This window comes from Streptomyces sp. NPDC004065 (assembly GCF_044903565.1).
GTDB lineage: Bacteria > Actinomycetota > Actinomycetes > Streptomycetales > Streptomycetaceae > Streptomyces.
Genome location: NZ_JBJDQT010000036.1, coordinates 1 through 18,123, shown reverse-complemented (window position 1 = coordinate 18,123; position 18,123 = coordinate 1). Strand labels below are relative to the sequence as shown.

At 74.3% G+C, this 18,123-nt stretch carries 14 protein-coding genes; 11 read left to right on the top strand and 3 right to left on the bottom strand.

The window, feature by feature from the left end; translation table 11 throughout:
- The first annotated feature begins 91 nt into the window (after nt 1-91).
- Both ACI2LW_RS29580 and ACI2LW_RS29575 read left to right on the top strand, forming a co-directional pair.
- Nucleotides 92-3,997 (top strand): glycosyltransferase, encoded by a 3,906-nt coding sequence (locus ACI2LW_RS29580; RefSeq protein ID WP_404734309.1) that lies wholly within the window; start codon nt 92-94, stop codon nt 3,995-3,997.
- Nucleotides 3,994-5,508 carry a DUF5719 family protein gene (locus tag ACI2LW_RS29575; protein WP_404734308.1) on the top strand — a complete coding sequence of 505 codons (1,515 nt, stop codon included), beginning with the start codon at nt 3,994-3,996 and terminating at the stop codon, nt 5,506-5,508. The genes ACI2LW_RS29580 and ACI2LW_RS29575 overlap by 4 nt, the downstream gene beginning before the upstream one ends.
- Nucleotides 5,509-5,670: 162 nt before the next feature.
- Here the strand turns inward: ACI2LW_RS29575 and ACI2LW_RS29570 are convergent, their stop codons facing one another.
- Nucleotides 5,671-6,120, bottom strand: a complete 450-nt coding sequence (locus ACI2LW_RS29570; RefSeq protein ID WP_404734361.1) for a metallopeptidase family protein — start codon at nt 6,118-6,120, stop codon at nt 5,671-5,673.
- A 307-nt stretch (nt 6,121-6,427) separates the two neighbouring features.
- Between ACI2LW_RS29570 and ACI2LW_RS29565 the strand changes: the two genes are divergently transcribed.
- The 8 genes from ACI2LW_RS29565 (at nt 6,428) to ACI2LW_RS29530 (ending at nt 15,536) form a co-directional block, all read left to right on the top strand.
- A complete protein-coding gene (locus tag ACI2LW_RS29565; protein ID WP_404734307.1) occupies nt 6,428-6,853 on the top strand; it encodes a DUF3499 domain-containing protein in 426 nt (141 codons plus the stop codon).
- 149 nt (nt 6,854-7,002) lie between these two features.
- A complete protein-coding gene (locus tag ACI2LW_RS29560; protein WP_404734306.1) occupies nt 7,003-8,367 on the top strand; it encodes a phosphomannomutase/phosphoglucomutase in 1,365 nt (454 codons plus the stop codon).
- A gap of 98 nt (nt 8,368-8,465) precedes the next feature.
- On the top strand, nt 8,466-8,636 hold the full coding sequence (locus ACI2LW_RS29555) for a Trm112 family protein (RefSeq protein WP_007382472.1): 171 nt from the start codon (nt 8,466-8,468) through the stop codon (nt 8,634-8,636).
- Nucleotides 8,637-9,425: 789 nt separating this feature from the next.
- Nucleotides 9,426-10,571, top strand: coding sequence for an SIS domain-containing protein (locus ACI2LW_RS29550; protein ID WP_404734305.1), 1,146 nt, complete (start codon nt 9,426-9,428; stop codon nt 10,569-10,571).
- An 83-nt stretch (nt 10,572-10,654) separates the two neighbouring features.
- Entirely contained in the window at nt 10,655-11,824 is a 1,170-nt protein-coding gene (manA, locus tag ACI2LW_RS29545) for a mannose-6-phosphate isomerase, class I (RefSeq protein ID WP_404734304.1), read from the top strand.
- Between the two features lie 148 nt (nt 11,825-11,972).
- On the top strand, nt 11,973-12,953 hold the full coding sequence (locus tag ACI2LW_RS29540; RefSeq protein WP_404734303.1) for a cation diffusion facilitator family transporter: 981 nt from the start codon (nt 11,973-11,975) through the stop codon (nt 12,951-12,953).
- A 336-nt stretch (nt 12,954-13,289) separates the two neighbouring features.
- Complete coding sequence (gene ahcY / locus ACI2LW_RS29535) at nt 13,290-14,747, top strand: adenosylhomocysteinase (protein ID WP_404734302.1); 1,458 nt, start codon at nt 13,290-13,292, stop codon at nt 14,745-14,747.
- 174 nt (nt 14,748-14,921) lie between these two features.
- Nucleotides 14,922-15,536, top strand: coding sequence for a hypothetical protein (locus ACI2LW_RS29530; protein WP_404734301.1), 615 nt, complete (start codon nt 14,922-14,924; stop codon nt 15,534-15,536).
- A gap of 20 nt (nt 15,537-15,556) precedes the next feature.
- On the opposite strand, the gene ACI2LW_RS29525 is transcribed toward ACI2LW_RS29530, so the two are convergent.
- Nucleotides 15,557-16,585, bottom strand: a complete 1,029-nt coding sequence (locus ACI2LW_RS29525; protein ID WP_404734300.1) for an RDD family protein — start codon at nt 16,583-16,585, stop codon at nt 15,557-15,559.
- 131 nt (nt 16,586-16,716) lie between these two features.
- Here ACI2LW_RS29525 and ACI2LW_RS29520 point away from each other — a divergent pair, with 131 nt between their 5' ends.
- Nucleotides 16,717-17,724: a stage II sporulation protein M gene (locus tag ACI2LW_RS29520; RefSeq protein ID WP_404734299.1), complete on the top strand. Its 1,008-nt coding sequence runs from the start codon at nt 16,717-16,719 to the stop codon at nt 17,722-17,724.
- 134 nt (nt 17,725-17,858) lie between these two features.
- On the opposite strand, the gene ACI2LW_RS29515 is transcribed toward ACI2LW_RS29520, so the two are convergent.
- The coding region (locus tag ACI2LW_RS29515) for a hypothetical protein (RefSeq protein WP_404734298.1) at nt 17,859-18,123 on the bottom strand (265 nt) is incomplete at its 5' end.

The window sequence follows — 18,123 nt, the reverse complement described above, 5'->3', positions numbered from 1 at the left end:
CCGATAGTGTGGTCGCTCGTCCGAGACGCCCCGTCGCCCCCAGCGGGCACGGGCGTCCACCGTCACACCACCGAACCGGGGCCGTATCTCGATGTCCGTGCACAGCCGTACGGCAGCCCACTACGGCGTGGCTGCCGCAGCGCCGTCGGACCCCGCGCGCGCGGCGGAACCCGACCCCAGCCGCCCGCCCGAGTTCCCGCGCCATGTCGTGACCGCCGTGCTGGTCTCCCACGACGGCGCCCGCTGGCTGCCCGACGCCCTGGCCGGCCTGCTCGGCCAGGAGCGCCCCGTGCAGTACGCCGTGGCCGCCGACACGGGCAGCGCGGACGACTCCGCGCAGGTGGTGACCGACGCCCTCGGCGCCGACCGGGTGCTGCACCTGGCCCGCCGCACCGGCTTCGGCCAGGCCGTCGAGGAGGCCACCCGCACCGCGCCGCTCCTCACCCCGGACGAGCTGCCGTACCTCAGGCGCCCCAGCGGCTGGGACCCCGTCACCCGCAGCTGGCGCGACGACGCCTACGACATGCCGGACCTCCCCTACGGGGAACCGGTTCAGTGGCTGTGGCTGCTGCACGACGACTGCGCCCCCGAACCGGACGCCCTGGCCGAGCTGTTGCGCGTCGTCGACAACGAGTACGACCTGGGCCGCGAGGACGTCGCGGTCGTCGGCCCCAAGCTGCGCGGCTGGTACGACCGCCGCCAGCTCCTCGAAGTGGGCGTCAGCATCGCCAACTCCGGCCGCCGTTGGACCGGCCTGGACCGCCGCGAACAGGACCAGGGCCAGCACGACCACGTCAAGTCCGTGCTCTCGGTGTCCACCGCGGGCATGCTGATCCGCCGTGACATCTTCGAGCAGCTGGGCGGGTTCGACCGCCGGCTGCCGCTGATGCGCGACGACGTCGACCTGTGCTGGCGCGTGCACGCCGCCGGCCACCGCGTCCTGATCGCCCCCGACGCGGTCGTACGGCACGCCGAGGCCGCCTCCCGCGAGCGCCGCACCGTCGACTGCGTGGGCCGCACCGCCGCCTCCCCGCACAAGGTCGACAAGGCCGGCGCCGTCTACACCCTGCTCGTCAACACCCGTACCGCCGCGCTGCCCTGGGTCCTGCTGCGGCTGGTCCTCGGCACCCTGGTGCGCACCCTCGCCTACCTCGTCGGCAAGGTCCCCGGACAGGCCGTCGACGAGATCCGCGGTCTCATGGGCACCCTGCTGCGGCCCGAGCGGATCGTCGCCGGACGCCGCGGACGAGGCCGGCCGCAGATCGACAAGGGGGAGCTGCGCGCCCTGTTCCCGCCGCCCGGCGCCACCGTCCGGGCCACCGTCGAACAGGTCGCGAGCAACCTCGTCGGCCGCTCCGACCCCGAGGTGTCCTCGGCCGGCCGGCACGGTGGCGCGGTCGAGTCCGGGCCCGGCGGCGAGGACGCCGACTTCCTGGAGATCGAGCAGTTCGCCCGCCTCAAGCGCATCGCCCGCAAGCCCGGCCCGGTGCTCTTCCTGGTGCTGCTGGCGGTCTCCCTGATCGCCTGCCGGGCCCTGCTGGGCGGCGGCGCGCTCGCGGGCGGCGCCCTGCTGCCCGCCCCGGCCGACTCCGCCGGCCTGTGGGCGCGCTACCTCGACGCCTGGCACCCGGTCGGGTCCGGCGGCACCCCGTCCGCACCGCCGTACCTGGCCCTGGTGGCGGCCCTGGCCTCGCTGCTGTTCGGCTCCACCGGCCTGGCGGTCACCGTGCTGCTGGTCGGCTCGGTTCCGCTGGCCGGGTTCACCGCCTACTTCGCCTCCCGCCCGCTCGTCCCCTCCCGGCTGCTGCGCGCCTGGGCCGCCGTCGTCTACGCCTTCCTGCCCGCGACCACCGGAGCGCTGGCCGGCGGCCGGATCGGCACCTGCGTGCTGGCCGTGCTGCTGCCCCTGATGGCCCGCGCGGGCGTCGCGGCGAGCGGCCTGGCAGCCTCCTCCGGCGCCCGCGGCAGCTGGCGCGCCACCTGGGCGTACGCGCTGCTGCTGACCATCGCCACCGCGTTCACACCCGTCGTCTGGCCGGTCGCGTTCGTCCTCGGCCTCGGCGTACTGGCGGTGCGCCGCGGCGACATCGTCGCCCACGGGCTGCGCTTCCTGGCCCAGCTCGGCACCCCGCTGCTGGTCCTCGCGCCCTGGTCGCTGACGCTGCTGCCGTTCGGCTTCTTCCAGGAGGCCGGCCTGGACTACGGCCCCTCCGCCGCCTCCGCCCTGGACCTGCTCGGCGCGGCACCGGGCGGCCCCGGCACCGTGCACGGACTGATGTTCCTCGGCATCGTCCTGGCCGCCCTCGCCGCCCTGCTGCGCGCGCAGCGCCGGCTCGCCATCCTCACGGCGTGGACGGCCGCCCTGGTGGGACTCCTCTTCGCGGTCCTGTCCAACGCCTCCGCCTGGGCCGGCCCGGCCACCCTCGTCTACGGGACCGCCCTGCTGACCGCCGCCGTGCTCGGCGCCGACGGGGCGCGCTCGCGCGTGGCCGAGCAGAGCTTCGGCTGGCGCCAGCCGGTCGCCGCGCTGATCGCCTTCGCCTCGGCCGCGGGCCCGCTGCTGGCCGTCGCCGGCTGGATGATCCGCGGCGCCGACGGCCCGCTGGAGCGGCGCGAACCGGTCCAGGTGCCCGCGTTCGTCGCCGAGGAGAGCAACACCCGCGACCAGGCCCGCACCCTCGTCCTGGACAGCGACTCGCCCGGCCACGTCGGCTATGTGCTCGTCCGCGGCTCCGGCGCCCGCATGGGCGACGGCGAACTGGCCGCCGCGGCCGGCGCCAACGCCCGGCTCGACAAGGTCGTCGCCAACCTGGTCGCGGGCTCCGGCGCCGACCAGGCCGGCCAGCTCGGCGGCTTCGCCGTGCGCTACGTCCTCGTGCACAAGGGCGCCCCCCGCGAGGTCAGCCGGGTCCTGGACGCCACACCCGGCCTGAGCCGGCTCAGCCGGCAGGACGGCAGCGCCCTGTGGCGGGTGGACCAGCAGGTCTCGCGCGCCGCCATCGTGCCCGCCTCGGGCACCGGCACCCCCCAGCCCGTCGCCGCGGGCCCGGTGGAGATCCACACCACCGTCCCGGCCGGCTCCGGCGCACGCGTGCTGCGCCTGGCCGACTCCGCCGCCGAGGGCTGGACGGCCACCCTGGACGGCCGGCCGCTCACCCGCACCACGGTCGACGGCTGGGCCCAGGGCTTCCAGCTGCCCGCCTCGGGCGGCAGGCTCGACGTCACCTTCGACGACCCGCTCGGCCACACCGCCTGGCTCTGGACCCAGGGCGCCCTCGCCGTCGTGCTCGTCGTACTGGCCCTGCCCGGCCGGCGCCGCGACATCGACGACGACCTGCCCGACGAGCAGCCCGTGCCCGCGCAGGCCGTCGAGGGCGAGGGCCGCCGCGCCCGCAGGCTGCGCGCCCAGGCCGAGGCGGAGGCGGAGGAGGCCGGCCGGCAGCTGCCCACCCCGGACGCGGACCTCGCGCCGGCCCCCGCGCCGGAGACCCCCGCAGCCGTCCCGCACCAGCAGTCCTACGACGAGTGGGACGCCACCGCCTACGACCGGGCGGGCGCCGACCACGGCGGCTACGGCGGCGAGGGCTACCAGGACGCCGAGCCCCAGCAGCAGTACCCGGCGGGCGCCTACGACACCGAGTACCAGGACACCGAGTACCAGGCCGCGCCCTACCGGAGCGGCGCGTACGACCCGTACGGCTACGGCGTCCCGGAGCAGGCCGGGTCCTACGACCAGGGGCAGGCCGGACCGTACGACCAGGGGCAGGCCGCGCCTTACGGCCAGGGGCAGGCCGGACCGTACGACCAGGGGCAGGCCGCGCCTTACGGCCAGGGGCAGGCCGGGCCCTACGACGAAGCGCAGGCCGCGCCCTACGGCCAGGGGCAGGCCGGGCCCTACGGCCAGGCGTACCACCAGGGGTACGAGGATCCGTACGACCCGGCACAGCACCACCCGCACGGCATCGGCAGTGAGCGCCCCGACGGGAGCCAGCAGTGAACCGCACGACCCTGTCCCTGATCGCCGGTGCGGCCGCGCTCGCCGCCGTCACCGGGTTCGCCGCCCTGGACGCCCCCGACGCGGCGGGCACCGCCACCGCCGGGGCGGTGGCGAAACTGCCCGTGGAGCGCACCACCCTGGTGTGCCCGTCCCCGAGCAGCTCCGACATCGCCGACACGACCTACGCGTCGTTCACGCCGGTGACCCGGGGCGCCGCCGGCGCGGGCCGGGCCCAGCTCCAGGCGGCCGACGAGGCCGACACGGGGGACGCCGCGGGCGGGGGCAAGGGCAAGGGCAAGAGCGGCGCGAAGAAGACCGCCAAACCCGTGGTGGCGCCCAAGGCCCCCGGCACACCGGCCACCGGCGACACCTCCGGCGCGGACGCCCCCGCGCTGATCGGCACCGCGGACGGCAGGTTCGCCCCCGGCTGGACGATGCAGGCGACCACCGAGGTCGCCGCGGGCACCGGCCGCGGCCTGCTGGGCGTCAACTGCGCCGCCCCGGACACCGAGTTCTGGTTCCCCGGCGTGAGCACGGCGGCCGACCGCTCCGACTACGTCCACCTGACCAACCCCGACGCCTCGGCCGCCGTCGTGGACATCGAGCTCTACGGCAAGGACGGCGCCGTGAAGTCGACGGTCGGGGAGGGCATCACGGTCGCGCCGCACTCCAGCGAGCCGGTCCTGCTGTCCACCCTCGCCGACGCGCCGCAGCAGGACCTCACGGTGCACGTGAGCGTGCGCAGCGGCCGGGTCGGGGCGGCGGTGCAGGCCCTCGACGACAAGCTCGGCGGCGACTGGCTGGCGGCGTCCGCGGACCCGGCGGGCACCCTGGTGCTGCCGGGCATCCCCAAGGACGCCACCTCCGTACGGCTGGTCGCCTTCACGCCCGCCGACTCCGACACCGACCTCAAGGTGCGGCTGGCCTCCCCGTCCGGGCTGATCACCCCGGCTGGACACGAGACCGTGCACGTCAAGGGCGGGATGACGACCGCCGTCGACCTGGGCGACGTCACCCGCGGGGAGGCGGGCTCGCTGGTGCTGACGTCGGCGTCCGGGTCCGCGCCCGTCGTCGCGGCCGTCCGGGTCGTCCGCGGCAAGGCCGGCGCGCAGGAGACCGCGTTCGTCCCGGCGACCGGCGCCATCGGCACCCGGGCGACCTCGGCCGGGAACAGCGGCAAGGGCTCCACGCTCTCGCTGACGGCGCCCACGGCCGCCGCCACCGTCAAGGTCACCGCCTCGGCGGGCAGCGGCGGCGGCACGGCGGTGTCGAAGACGTACACGGTCAAGGCCGGCACCACGCAGGACTTGACGCCGCCGGTGCCGGACGGACTGAAGGGGACGTACGCACTGACGGTGGAGCGGCTGTCCGGCGGGCCGGTGTACGGGGCGCGCACCCTGACGGCGGTCCACGACGGCGTCCCCGGGTTCACGGTCCAGACGCTCCCGGACGACCGCGGCACGGTCATGGTGCCGCGGGCGGAGGAGGACCTGTCGGTCCTGCAGAAGTGACCCGGAGGTGACCCGGGACCGGCCCCGGACTGACCGGCGGCGACCGGAATCCACCCGTGCGGTCCGCGGCGACCGGCCCGGCCGGGCCCGGGACGACCGCCCCGCGCGGGCCGACCGCGCAGCCCGGGCCGACCGTCGCGCGGCCGGCCGGTGACGCCGCGGTCAGTCCTCCCCGTACCGGGGGTCCACGGTCTCCGGAGTCAGCCCCAGCAGCTCCGCCACCTGCTCGACCACGATCTCGTGCACCAGGGCGGCGCGTTCGTCGCGCCCCTTGGTGCGGATCTCCACCGGCCGCCGGTAGACCACCACCCGCGCGGGGCGGCCGTCGCGCGCCGGGACGGTCCCGCCGAGCGGCACCGGCTCGTCGCTCCAGACCTGGCCCGGCCCGTCCAGCCGGGGCACCTCCAGCACCAGGAAGTCGATGTCGGCCAGCTGCGGCCACCGCCGCTCCAGCCGTTCCACGGAGTCCTGCACCAGGTCCGCGAAGGCCTCCGCACGGCTTGCGGCGAGCGGCACCTGCGGCGGTGCGATCGGGCCGCGCATGCCCCGGCCGTGGCGATCACGACGGCGGGGCCCGGGGCCGGCGGCGCGGGGCGGTACACGGTTGTCCATCACTGGTGAAGGGTAGTCCCCGCCGCCCCCGCCCGCCCGTGCCTGCGCGCCGTCCCGGACAACGTGCCGCGCAGTGCAAGCGCGTGCCAGGAGATGACCATTTCAGCCAAGCTCGGGCTCGATTCCATATCTCTTCCCCATCCCTTCCCGACCGCCGATCTCAAGTCAATTGACAGTGTTTGTGCCAAGTCGTGACCCGGGGGCCGCACCGCCCTTGTTTTGGGCCCCTCGCATCGGCGCAGGTCAGCAAGGTGTGGCAGAAGGGACGTGTGGGGCGTTTCACACACCGACACGGGAAGGTGACCTGGTGGAGAGTCGTCGCGGCCCGCTCAAGAGTGCGGTACCGTCCAACGTCGTGAGCCCTGTACGTCGCTGTTCGCGCACCGCTTGCGGCCGTCCCGCCGTAGCGACGCTGACGTACGTCTACGCCGACTCGACCGCCGTCCTCGGCCCGCTCGCCACCTACGCCGAACCCCACTGCTACGACCTGTGCGCCGAGCACTCCGAGCGTCTCACCGCGCCCCGCGGCTGGGAGGTCGTACGGCTCCTCGACGGCTCGGCGCCCGCCCGCCCCAGCGGCGACGACCTGGAAGCGCTTGCCAACGCCGTCCGCGAGGCGGCCCGGCCCCAGCAGCGCGCGGCCGAGGCCGGTGGCGGCGGAGTCCGCGGGGCGGACCCGATGGAGGTGGCCCGCCGCGGCCATCTGCGGGTGCTCCGCTCCCCGGACAACTGACAAAACCGTTCGCCACCCGCCGACGCGCCTCGCCCGCCCGCTCGCACGGGTCCGCAACCCGGCGGGCTCCCCGCGCGCGGCCGGCCGCGCCAGGTAGTTTGGCGCGCACCGGACACGACATCCGGGCAGGACATTCAGGAGGGTTGGCCGTGGCTGCTGATCTGTCGCAGATCGTGAAGGCGTACGACGTGCGCGGGGTGGTCCCGGACCAGTGGGACGAGTCGCTGGCCGGACTCCTCGGCGCCGCGTTCGTCGAGGTGACCGGCGCGGACGCCATCGTCGTCGGACACGACATGCGGCCCTCCTCGCCCGGCCTGTCCGCCGCCTTCGCGCGCGGGGCGGCACGGCACGGCGCCGACGTGACCGAGATCGGACTGTGCTCGACGGACCAGCTCTACTACGCCTCCGGCGCGCTCGGCCTGCCCGGCGCGATGTTCACGGCCTCGCACAACCCGGCGCAGTACAACGGCATCAAGATGTGCCGCGCGGGCGCCGCCCCCGTCGGCCAGGACACCGGCCTGCTGGACATCCGCGAACTGGCCGAGCGGTGGCTGGAGTCGGGAGCGCCGGAGCCCGCGGCCCGGCCGGGCGGGATCACCCGGCGCGAGACGCTGGACGACTACGCGGCACACCTGCGCTCCCTCGTCGACCTGACCTCGCTGCGCCCGCTGAAGGTCGTCGTCGACGCGGGCAACGGCATGGGCGGCCACACCGTGCCCACCGTCTTCTCCGGCCTGCCCCTCGACCTGGTGCCGATGTACTTCGAGCTGGACGGCACCTTCCCCAACCACGAGGCCAACCCGCTCGACCCGGCCAACCTCGTCGACCTCCAGCAGCGGGTCCGCGAGGAGGGCGCCGACCTCGGCATCGCCTTCGACGGCGACGCCGACCGCTGCTTCGTCGTGGACGAGCGCGGCGAGCCCGTCTCCCCGTCCGCGATCACCGCGCTGGTCGCCGCGCGGGAGCTGGCCAGGAACGGCGGCAAGGGCGTGATCATCCACAACCTGATCACCTCCTGGTCGGTCCCCGAGGTGGTGCGGGAGAACGGCGGCACCCCGGTGCGCACCCGGGTGGGCCACTCCTTCATCAAAGCCGAGATGGCGACGTCGGGCGCCATCTTCGGCGGCGAGCACTCGGCGCACTACTACTTCAGGGACTTCTGGAACGCCGACACGGGCATGCTGGCCGCGCTGCACGTCCTCGCGGCCCTGGGCGGACAGGACGGCCCGCTGTCGGCCCTGGTGGCGCGGTACGACCGCTACACGGGCTCGGGCGAGATCAACTCCACCGTCGACGACCAGACGGCCCGCCTGGCCGCGATCAGGGCCGCCTACACGGGCCGCGCGGACGTCACCCTCGACGAACTCGACGGCCTCACGGTCACCGCGGCCGACTGGTGGTTCAACGTCCGCCCCTCCAACACCGAACCGCTGCTGCGGCTGAACGCGGAGGCCCGGGACGAGGCGACCATGGCCAAGGTGCGGGACGAGGCCCTGGCGATCATCCGGGGCTGAGCGTTCGGCGGTAACCTGACCAGGCACGTCCGTACGAACCGTCCGCAGGACGCGTCCGTACGGCGCACACCCGCCCGTCCGCTCCGAAGGGAACCCCCATGCCGCTCGAAGCCGGCCTCCTGGAGATCCTCGCCTGCCCGGCCTGCCACGCCCCTCTCAAGGAGCAGGACACGGAGCTGATCTGCACCGGTCAGGACTGCGGCCTGGCCTACCCCGTCCGCGACGGGATCCCGGTCCTGCTCGTCGACGAGGCCCGCCGCCCCGCCTAGCCATCGGCCCACCGCACGCCCGGACGCCCGCACGCCCGCACGCCCGGACCCGTGCACGCCCGGACGCGCTGGACCGTATCCCGGCCGACGGGGACGGCCCCTCGCCCGGGAGACCCAGGGCCGGTCCCTGGTCGAGGGGCGCGGGCCCGGTCCTGGTCCGAGAGGGCGCAGGCCGGTCCGTCGTCCGAGAGGCGTGCGGCGGACGCGCCCCCGGAGGCGGCAGTGACTCGCCCGCAGGCCGTCGGCGACCCGCCGGGCGGGGCGAGCGCTCGCCGGGCAAGGCGACCGCCTGCCGGACGGGAGTGCCTGCCGGGACCGGAAGGTGCTCACCGAACTGGGAGCGGCCACCCGCCGCCACGGCTCGGCCCTCCGGCGGCTCGGCCCTCCGGCGGTACGGCCCCCGAGGGGACGGCCGGCCCACTCGACCGGCGAGGGCAGGGCCACCCACCCGGACGAGACCCCACCCCGGACGGGGAGGCACCCCGTACGGGCTCCGGCCCGAGGAAGCCCCGCCCGCCAGGTGCCCACCCCGCGGACACCCGTCCGACGACGGGCCACCGCCCAACGCGCAACAGGGGCGCCCCCGGGGCGCAACGCGACCACCCCACACGCAACACGACCACCCCCAGGCGCAACACCCACCGCCGAAGCGGGTAGGAACCCGCCGCAGGAGACGATCCCGCCGGAGGCAACCGCCCCGCCGGACCAGCCGCACCGCCCGCCGGACGGAGTCAGCCGCCCCGTACCCCCACGACCCGGCGACCGGAGCCCGAATCGGAGGCTGCCGCCATGCTCGACGAATCGCTGCTCGACACCCCCGAGGCGCTCGCCGAAGCGGACCGCCGCGGACTGCTCCGCGGCGCCGCCGAGGCAGGCGCCCGTGTCCGGACCGCCGCCCGGCACGCCGCCGAGGCGGGCGTGGGCGACCTGAAGCCCGACGGCCGCCCCCGCGCCGTACTGATCGCCGGCCCGGGCGCCGCCGCCACCCACGCCGCCGACCTGCTCGGCACCCTCGCCGGCGCGGGCAGCCCGGTCACCCGGCTGGCCCCCACCGGGGTAGCCCCCGCCTCCGGCGCCCTGCGCTGGGAGCTGCCCGGCTGGGCCGGCTCCGTGGACCTGCTGCTCATCGCCACCCCGGACGGCACCGAACCCAGCCTGTCCCTGCTCGCCGACCAGGCCTACCGCCGCGGCTGCACGGTCGCCGCCGTCGCCCCCGCCCAGACCCCGCTCGCCGAGGCCGTCGAGGGCGCCCACGGCCTGTTCGTACCGATGGCGACGGCCCCCTACGACCACGACGAACCCCTCGCCGGTTCCGCACCCGGCGTCCTGTGGGCGCTGCTCACCCCGCTGCTCGCCCTGCTCGACCGGATCGGCCTGCTCACCGCCCCGCCCGACGCCCTGGAGAAGGCCGCCGACCGGCTGGACCAGGTCGCCGAACGCTGCGGACCCGCCATCGCCACCTACAGCAACCCGGCCAAGACCCTCGCCGCCGAGCTCGCCGACGCGCTGCCCCTGATCTGGACCGAGGGAATCGCCGCCGGTCCCGCGGGCCGCCGCTTCGCCGCCGGGCTGGCCGAGCTGTCCGGCATCCCGGCGGTCGTCGCCGAACTCCCCGAGGCACTCGCGGCGCACAGCGCCCTGCTCGCCGGCCCGCTGGCCGCCAGCGCCGACCCCGACGACTTCTTCCGCGACCGCGTCGAGGAGCCGCCCGCCCTGCACGCGCGCGTGGTCCTGCTGCGCGACCGCCCGCTCGGCGGACTCACCGCCGCCCCCGCCGCCCGCGACCTGGCCCTCAGCCACGACACGCCGGTCAGCGAGCTGGAGCCGGAACCCGGCGGCGAGATCGAGACCCTCGCGGAACTGATCGCCATCACCGATTTCGCCGCCGTGTACCTGGCGCTCGCCTCCAGCGCCCGGCCCGCCGCCGGCGCCTGATCCGTACCGACCGTCCGCGGCCGACCGGACCTCCCCCTCGGCGCCCCGCACCCGCCGGCCGCCGCACTCGCAGAAAGAAGCGCATGGACCGCCTCGAGAACACCGTCCGCCCCTACGCGTGGGGATCCACCACCGCGATACCGCACCTGCTCGGCGTCGAGCCCAGCGGCGAGCCGCAGGCGGAGATGTGGATGGGCGCCCATCCCGGAGCACCCTCGCGCACCGGACGGGGCGCCCTCGTCGACGTCATCGACGCCGACCCGGAACGCGAACTGGGCGCCGAGGCGGTCGCCCGGTTCGGCCCGCGCCTGCCGTTCCTGCTCAAGATCCTCGCCGCCGGCGCCCCGCTCTCCCTCCAGGTCCACCCCGATCTGCGGCAGGCGGCCGAGGGATACGCCGACGAGGAGCGCCGCGGCATCCCGGCCGACGCCCCCGACCGCAACTACAAGGACGCCAACCACAAGCCCGAACTGATCTGCGCCCTCACCGAGTTCGACGGCCTGTGCGGCTTCCGCGACCCCCGGCGGAGCGCCGCCCTGTTCGAGGCCCTCGGCGTGGACTCCCTCAAGCCCTACGCCGACCTGCTGCGCGCCCGCCCGGAAGAGGCGGCCCTGCGCGAGGTCCTCACCGCGATCCTCACCGCCGACCGCGAGGAGACGGCCCGCACGGTCACCGACACCGCGGCCGCCTGCGCCCGGCTCGGCGGCGAGCACGCCCCCTACGCCGCTCTCGCCCACCACTACCCCGGCGACCCGGGCGTCCTCGCCGCGATGCTCCTCAACCACGTCCGTCTCCAGCCCGGCGAGGCGCTCTTCCTCGGCGCCGGCATACCGCACGCCTACCTCAGCGGCCTGGGCGTGGAGATCATGGCCAACTCCGACAACGTGCTGCGCTGCGGCCTGACCCCCAAACACGTCGACGTGCCCGAACTGCTGCGCGTGGTCCGCTTCGAGTCCGGCGACCCCGGCGTCCTGCGCCCCGAGGCCGCCCCGGACGGCGAGGAGGTCTACGAGACCCCCATCGACGAGTTCCGCCTCTCCCGCTACGTCCTCCCCGAGGGCGCTCCCGCCCACGACCTCACCCTCGCCACCCCGCAGATCCTGCTGTGCACCGCCGGTTCGGTGCGCGCGGGCGAGCACGAGCTGGCCCCCGGGCAGTCCGTCTTCGTCCCGGCCGGGGAGAAGGCCGAGGCGTCCGGCGCCGGCACGCTCTTCCGGGCCACCGTCGTCGTCCGACCCCGGGCCGGGCGCTAAGCCGGTGACCTCGCGCACCGCCGCCCGGGCGGGCTGCAACAATGACCCACCGGCAAAGGACGGGCAAAGGCCGTTTCCGGACCCGGGCGAAGCCCCGGTCCGGCCACCGGCACGAAGACGCACGAAGGCGAAGGGACAACGCGGACACATGAGCGCGTCAGGCGGTACCAAGGCGATCGTGGCGGCACTGGGCGCCAACCTGGCGATCGCGGCATCGAAGCTCGTGGCGTTCGCGTTCAGCGGGTCGTCGTCGATGCTCGCCGAGGGCGTGCACTCCATGGCCGACTCCGGCAACCAGTTCCTGCTGCTGATCGGCGGGAAGAAGGCCCAGCGCGAGGCGACCCCGCAGCACCCCTTCGGCTACGGCCGTGAACGCTACATCTACGCCTTCCTCGTCTCGATCGTCCTCTTCTCCATCGGCGGCATGTTCGCCATCTACGAGGGCTACGAGAAGATCACCCACCCGCACGAGATCGAGCACTGGTACTGGCCCGTGGGCGTCCTCGTCTTCGCGGTCATCGCCGAGGGCTTCTCCTTCCGCACCGCCATCAAGGAGTCCAACGAACTGCGCGGCAAGCTGTCCTGGTCGCAGTTCATCCGCCGTGCCAAGGCGCCCGAGTTGCCCGTCGTCCTCCTCGAGGACTTCGGCGCGCTGATCGGTCTCCTCCTCGCCCTCGGCGGCGTGGGCCTGGCCCTGCTCACCGGCGACGGCGTCTGGGACGGCATCGGCACCGTCTGCATCGGCGTCCTGCTCGTCCTGATCGCGCTCGTCCTCGCCGCCGAGACCAAGTCCCTGCTGCTCGGCGAGGCCGCCGGCGCCGAGGTGGTCCAGCAGATCGAACAGGCCACGGTCGACGGCGACACGGTGACCCGCATCATCCACATGCGCACCCTCCACCTCGGCCCGGAGGAACTGCTCGTCGCCGCCAAGGTCGCCGTGCGGCACGACGACACCGCCGCCGAGGTGGCCGCCGCCATCGACGCCGCCGAGGCCCGTATCCGCGACACCGTACCCATCGCCCGCGTCATCTACCTCGAGCCGGACGTCTACAGCGAGGCCGAGGCCCTGAGGGGCCCCGACCCCGAGGCGACCCCCGGCGGCCCGGCCCCGCACACCGGCGGCCACTGACCGGCGCCCACCGACCGGCCACGGCCCGGCCCTTGACCGGCCGCCGCGCGGCGGCCGCCCGGCGACCCCGCCCCGCAGCGCTCGGGCGAACGGCGCCGGCCGCCCGGAGGCGGACTGGGGCCGCAGGGCCCGGCGGTGTAGCTTGGAACGGAGCCAGACGTCGCTGCTGATGGCGGTCGGGCGGCCCCACGAAGGGCCGGCCGAGGGAGAGAGGGCCTCCGACGGACTGCGCTGCGCGCACGCGGGCATGCCTGTGTCCTCTTTCGGGCACCCTGTGTCCGCCGCCGCGCAGGTCAGCCGTACCCACCTCGACCCAACCCCGAGGAGCAGCCCGTAATGACGACTGTCGAGAACCGACAGGACTTCAAGGTCGCCGACCTGTCCCTGGCCGAGTTCGGCCGCAAGGAGATCTCCCTCGCCGAGCACGAGATGCCCGGCCTGATGGCCATCCGCAAGGAGTACGCCGAGCGGCAGCCGCTGAGCGGCGCCCGGATCACCGGCTCCCTGCACATGACCGTGCAGACCGCGGTTCTGATCGAGACCCTGGTGGCCCTGGGCGCGCAGGTCCGCTGGGCCTCCTGCAACATCTTCTCCACCCAGGACCACGCGGCCGCCGCCGTCGCCGTCGGCCCGAACGGCACCCCCGACAACCCGCAGGGCGTCCCGGTCTTCGCCTGGAAGGGCGAGACGCTCGAGGAGTACTGGTGGTGCACCGAGCAGGCGCTGACCTGGCCGGACACCCCCACCGGCGGCCCGAACATGATCCTGGACGACGGCGGCGACGCCACCCTCCTCGTCCACAAGGGCGTCGAGTACGAGAAGGACGGCAAGGTCCCCTCGCCCGACACCGCGGAGTCGGACGAGCACCGCGTCATCCTCCAGCTGCTCACCCGCACCCTCGCGGAGAGCCCCCAGAAGTGGACCCAGCTGGCCTCCGAGATCCGCGGCGTGACCGAGGAGACCACCACCGGCGTGCACCGCCTGTACGAGATGCAGCGCGACGGCACCCTCCTCTTCCCGGCGATCAACGTCAACGACTCCGTCACCAAGTCGAAGTTCGACAACAAGTACGGCTGCCGGCACTCCCTGGTCGACGGCATCAACCGCGCCACCGACGTCCTGATCGGCGGCAAGACCGCCGTCGTCTGCGGCTACGGCGACGTGGGCAAGGGCTGCGCGGAGTCCCTGCGCGGACAGGGCGCCCGCGTGATCATCACCGAGATCGACCCCATCTGCGCCCTGCAGGCGGCGATGGACGGCTACCAGGTCACCACCCTGGACGAGGTCGTCGAGACCGCCGACATCTTCATCACCACGACCGGCAACAAGGACATCATCCTCGCCTCCGACATGGCGAAGATGAAGCACCAGGCCATCGTCGGCAACATCGGCCACTTCGACAACGAGATCGACATGGCCGGCCTCGCCAAGGTCCCCGGCATCGTCAAGGACGAGGTCAAGCCGCAGGTCCACACCTGGACCTTCCCGGACGGCAAGAAGATCATCGTGCTGTCCGAGGGCCGCCTGCTGAACCTGGGCAACGCCACCGGCCACCCGTCGTTCGTGATGTCCAACTCCTTCGCGGACCAGACCCTGGCCCAGATCGAGCTGTTCACCAAGCCCGACGAGTATCCGACCGGCGTCTACGTGCTGCCCAAGCACCTCGACGAGAAGGTCGCCCGCCTCCACCTGGACGCGCTCGGCGTGAAGCTCACCAAGCTCCGCCCCGAGCAGGCCGCCTACATCGGCGTGGACGTCGACGGCCCGTTCAAGTCGGACCACTACCGCTACTGACCGGACCCCGGGCCCGCGTCCGCGCGTCCCGGCCAGGCCGACCGAGGCAGGCCCCCGCACCCCCGTGCCGGGGGCCTGCCCCTTTGGCCGGGCCGACGGCCGTCACGCACCCCGGACCGGCCCGCCAGGGCGGCCCGACGAGCCCCGACCGGCCCCTCGCACCCCAGGACCCCCATGCCCCGCGGCCGTTATTCGCTCCACGACCCGCACGATCACACCCCCTTCGCCGAAGAGCACTTCCAGTGCGCCCCCGGCCCCTCCGGCTGGCGCTACGTCTCCCAGGTGACCACCACCGCGGGCGACCACCGGGGCTCGGTCGACCTCGCCCTGGACGAACTCGGCCGCCCCATCCGACTCGAACTCCACACGGGGAGCTGGCAGGTGCGCGGCGCCGCCCTGGACGGCGTCACCTGGGTCCGCACCGACCCCACCGGCACCGATGCCACCGAAGGCAATGTGCGCGCCCACGCCTTCACCGGCACGTCCCCCGCGTTCCTCGTCGCCACCGCCCGGCTGCTTCGCCTCACCCCCTCCTCGGCAACCCGCGTACGCCTCGTCTCCTTCACGGAACCGGTCCTCGCCCCCCGCACCGTGGACCAGTCCTGGGCCCTGCTGGAAAGAGAAGCACACCCCACTGACAGCGGCCCCCTGATCGTGGACGCGTACCAGGTCACCGCCCTGGACACGGGCGAACGGCACACCGTGCACATCGCCGGCGACGTCGTCCTGGCCGCCCCCGGCGTCGAACTCGAGGACCTGGCGTCGCCACCGTCCGTCTTCGACGCCTGAACCACCCGTACCCACCCGTACTAGGCGGGCGGCACGAACCCCGTGGGGGACCCGCCGGCGGGCGACTGCCGCTCCGAGGCAGCGGAGCCCCGCGGCTCGGCGGGCGCGGACCCGGGCGCAGCGTCCGCGGGACCCCCACCGGCGCCGGGCGCCGGCCACCCGGGCCCGGCGGCGTCCCGGTAGGGCTCCGGGGCCACCGCGGGCCCGCCATCCGCGCCGGGAACGGACACCCCGCTCCCGGCCGTCGCCCCGCCGGGCAGAGAACCGCTCCCCGCCGCGGAACCGCCCCCGGACACAGGACCGCCGGCGAACGTCCGCCGGACCTCACGGGCCTGCCGCTCCTGCAGCACCGCCGCCAGATACATGGCGGGCGGAATCTCCGGCGGGACCGGCGTCCCGGTACGGCCCGCCACATCGGCCGCGAGACGCTGCCCCATCGCCCAGGCCACCTGCGGATCCAGCTGCTGCATCCGGGTCAGGTACTGCCGGACGGCCAGCCACAGACCGTCGGGCACCGCCGACAGGTCCAGGGCCGCGAACCGCCCGGCCAGCCAGGGCGGCGGCGGGGGCACGAAGCCCGCCTGCCCGGCCGGCACCCTCTCCCGGACGACGAGCGTGCCCGCGAACACGTCACCGAGCCGCCGTCCGCGCGCCGACACCAGCGAGGCGACGCAGGCGACGACCCCGAACGTCATCAGGATCTCGACCACACCGATCGCACCGCGCACCAGCGCGTGCCGGAAGCGGATGGGCCCGCCGTCGTCCCGTACCACCCGCAGCCCGCACGCCAGCTTCCCCAGCGACCGCCCATGGCTGAGCGTCTCCACCGCGATCGGCCCGCCCACCAGCACGAGCAGGAACGCCGCGATGGACATGGCGATCTGCGCCGCCTCGTCCAGGGAGGCCGTGGCCGCCAGCAGGGCCACGCTCACGCCGACGTACACCGCCATGGCCACAGCCAGGTCGAGCAGTACGGCCATCGCCCTGCTGGGCAGTCTCGCCGGGCGCAACTCCAGCGCCACCGCCTCGCCCGTCACCAGCTCACTCACGCCCGCCGTCCTTCCCCTGACCTGCCCCGAGAACGGCCAGTCTGCCAAGCTGAGGGCACCCGCGCCGCAGTACGACAACCTGACACATCCCGCCAGTCGTCGAACAACCAGCCGAGGAACAGGCAGACCCGATGGACCTGGACGTCTTCGTCTCCGCCCACCGAGCCGAGTGGGACCGTCTCGACGCCCTGCTCCGCCGGCAGCGCCGCCTCACCGGCGCCGAGGCCGACGAACTGGTCGCCCTCTACCAGCGCACGGCCACCCACCTCTCCCTCATCCAGTCCAGCGCACCGGACCCCCAGCTGACCGGACGGCTCAGCGCTCTGGTGGCACGGGCGCGCAGCGCGGTGACGGGAACCCGCCGCGCCTCGTGGCGGGACGTCACGCACTTCCTGCTCGAAGGCTTCCCCGCGGCGGTGTACCGGGCACGTCACTGGTGGGTGCCCACGGCGGTGGTCTCCACGGTCGTCGCGGCGCTCCTGGGGTGGTGGATCGGCACGCACCCGGAAGTACAGGCGACGATCGCCGCGCCCGGCGAACTGCGGCAGCTCACCCGGCCCGGTGGAGAGTACGAGACCTATTACTCCAGCCACCCCGCCGCCGCCTTCGCCGCCCAGGTGTGGACGAACAACGCCCAGGCCGCGGCCATGTGCCTGGTTCTCGGCGTGTTCCTGGGACTGCCGGTGCTGTGGATCCTGTTCCAGAACATGCTCAACCTCGGCGTCGGCATAGGACTGATGTCCTCGGCCGGCCGGCTGGACACGTTCCTCGGCCTGGTGCTGCCGCACGGGCTGCTGGAACTGACCGCCGTCTTCGTCGCCGCCGGCACCGGCCTGCGCCTCGGCTGGACCCTGATCGACCCAGGCCCCCGGACCCGGCGCACCGCGCTCGCCGAAGAGGGCAGGGCAGCCGTCGGGATGGCGATCGGCCTGGCCCTGGTCCTGCTGGTGTCCGGCGCGATCGAAGGCTTCGTCACGCCCTCCGGTCTGCCCACCTGGGCCCGCATCGGCATCGGCATCGCCGCGGAGCTGGCCTTCCTGGTCTACGTGTATGTCCTGGGCGGTCGTGCGGCACGGGCCGGCGCCACGGGTGACGTGGCGCCATACGAGCGAAGCGCCGGAGTGCCGACGGCCGCCTGATGTGCGTTCCGGTCCGCTGAGCTGCTAGTCTCCTCTTCGCCCCACCGGAGCCGTTGACACGGCGTGGGTGGGGAGGTAGATTCGAACAGTTGCCTGGAGCTGGGGTTGTGACCCCGATGGGCAGCCGTGAAAATCTATCCGCTTCTCGAAACGTCGATCACACCGATTTCGAAGAAGCCCCTCCCGATGAATCGGAAACGATGGCCGCCGGTCAGGTCGGCGTCACAGATCTGATAAAGTCGGAGCCGCCGGAAAGGGAAACGCGAGAGCGGAAACCTGGAAAGCGCCGAGGAAATCGGATCGGAAAGATCTGATAGAGTCGGAAACACCGAAGGGAAGCGCCCGGAGGAAAGCCCGAGAGGGTGAGTACGAAGGAAGCGTCCGTTCCTTGAGAACTCA

Coding starts and splice junctions, on each gene's coding strand:
- ACI2LW_RS29580 (WP_404734309.1), top strand. CDS start 92: ATGTCCGTGCACAGCCGTACGGCAGCCCACTACGGCGTGGCTGCCGCA.
- ACI2LW_RS29540 (WP_404734303.1), top strand. CDS start 11,973: ATGAGCGCGTCAGGCGGTACCAAGGCGATCGTGGCGGCACTGGGCGCC.
- ahcY (WP_404734302.1), top strand. CDS start 13,290: ATGACGACTGTCGAGAACCGACAGGACTTCAAGGTCGCCGACCTGTCC.
- ACI2LW_RS29555 (WP_007382472.1), top strand. CDS start 8,466: ATGCCGCTCGAAGCCGGCCTCCTGGAGATCCTCGCCTGCCCGGCCTGC.
- manA (WP_404734304.1), top strand. CDS start 10,655: ATGGACCGCCTCGAGAACACCGTCCGCCCCTACGCGTGGGGATCCACC.
- ACI2LW_RS29550 (WP_404734305.1), top strand. CDS start 9,426: ATGCTCGACGAATCGCTGCTCGACACCCCCGAGGCGCTCGCCGAAGCG.
- ACI2LW_RS29530 (WP_404734301.1), top strand. CDS start 14,922: ATGCCCCGCGGCCGTTATTCGCTCCACGACCCGCACGATCACACCCCC.
- ACI2LW_RS29520 (WP_404734299.1), top strand. CDS start 16,717: ATGGACCTGGACGTCTTCGTCTCCGCCCACCGAGCCGAGTGGGACCGT.
- ACI2LW_RS29570 (WP_404734361.1), bottom strand. CDS start 6,120: ATGGACAACCGTGTACCGCCCCGCGCCGCCGGCCCCGGGCCCCGCCGT.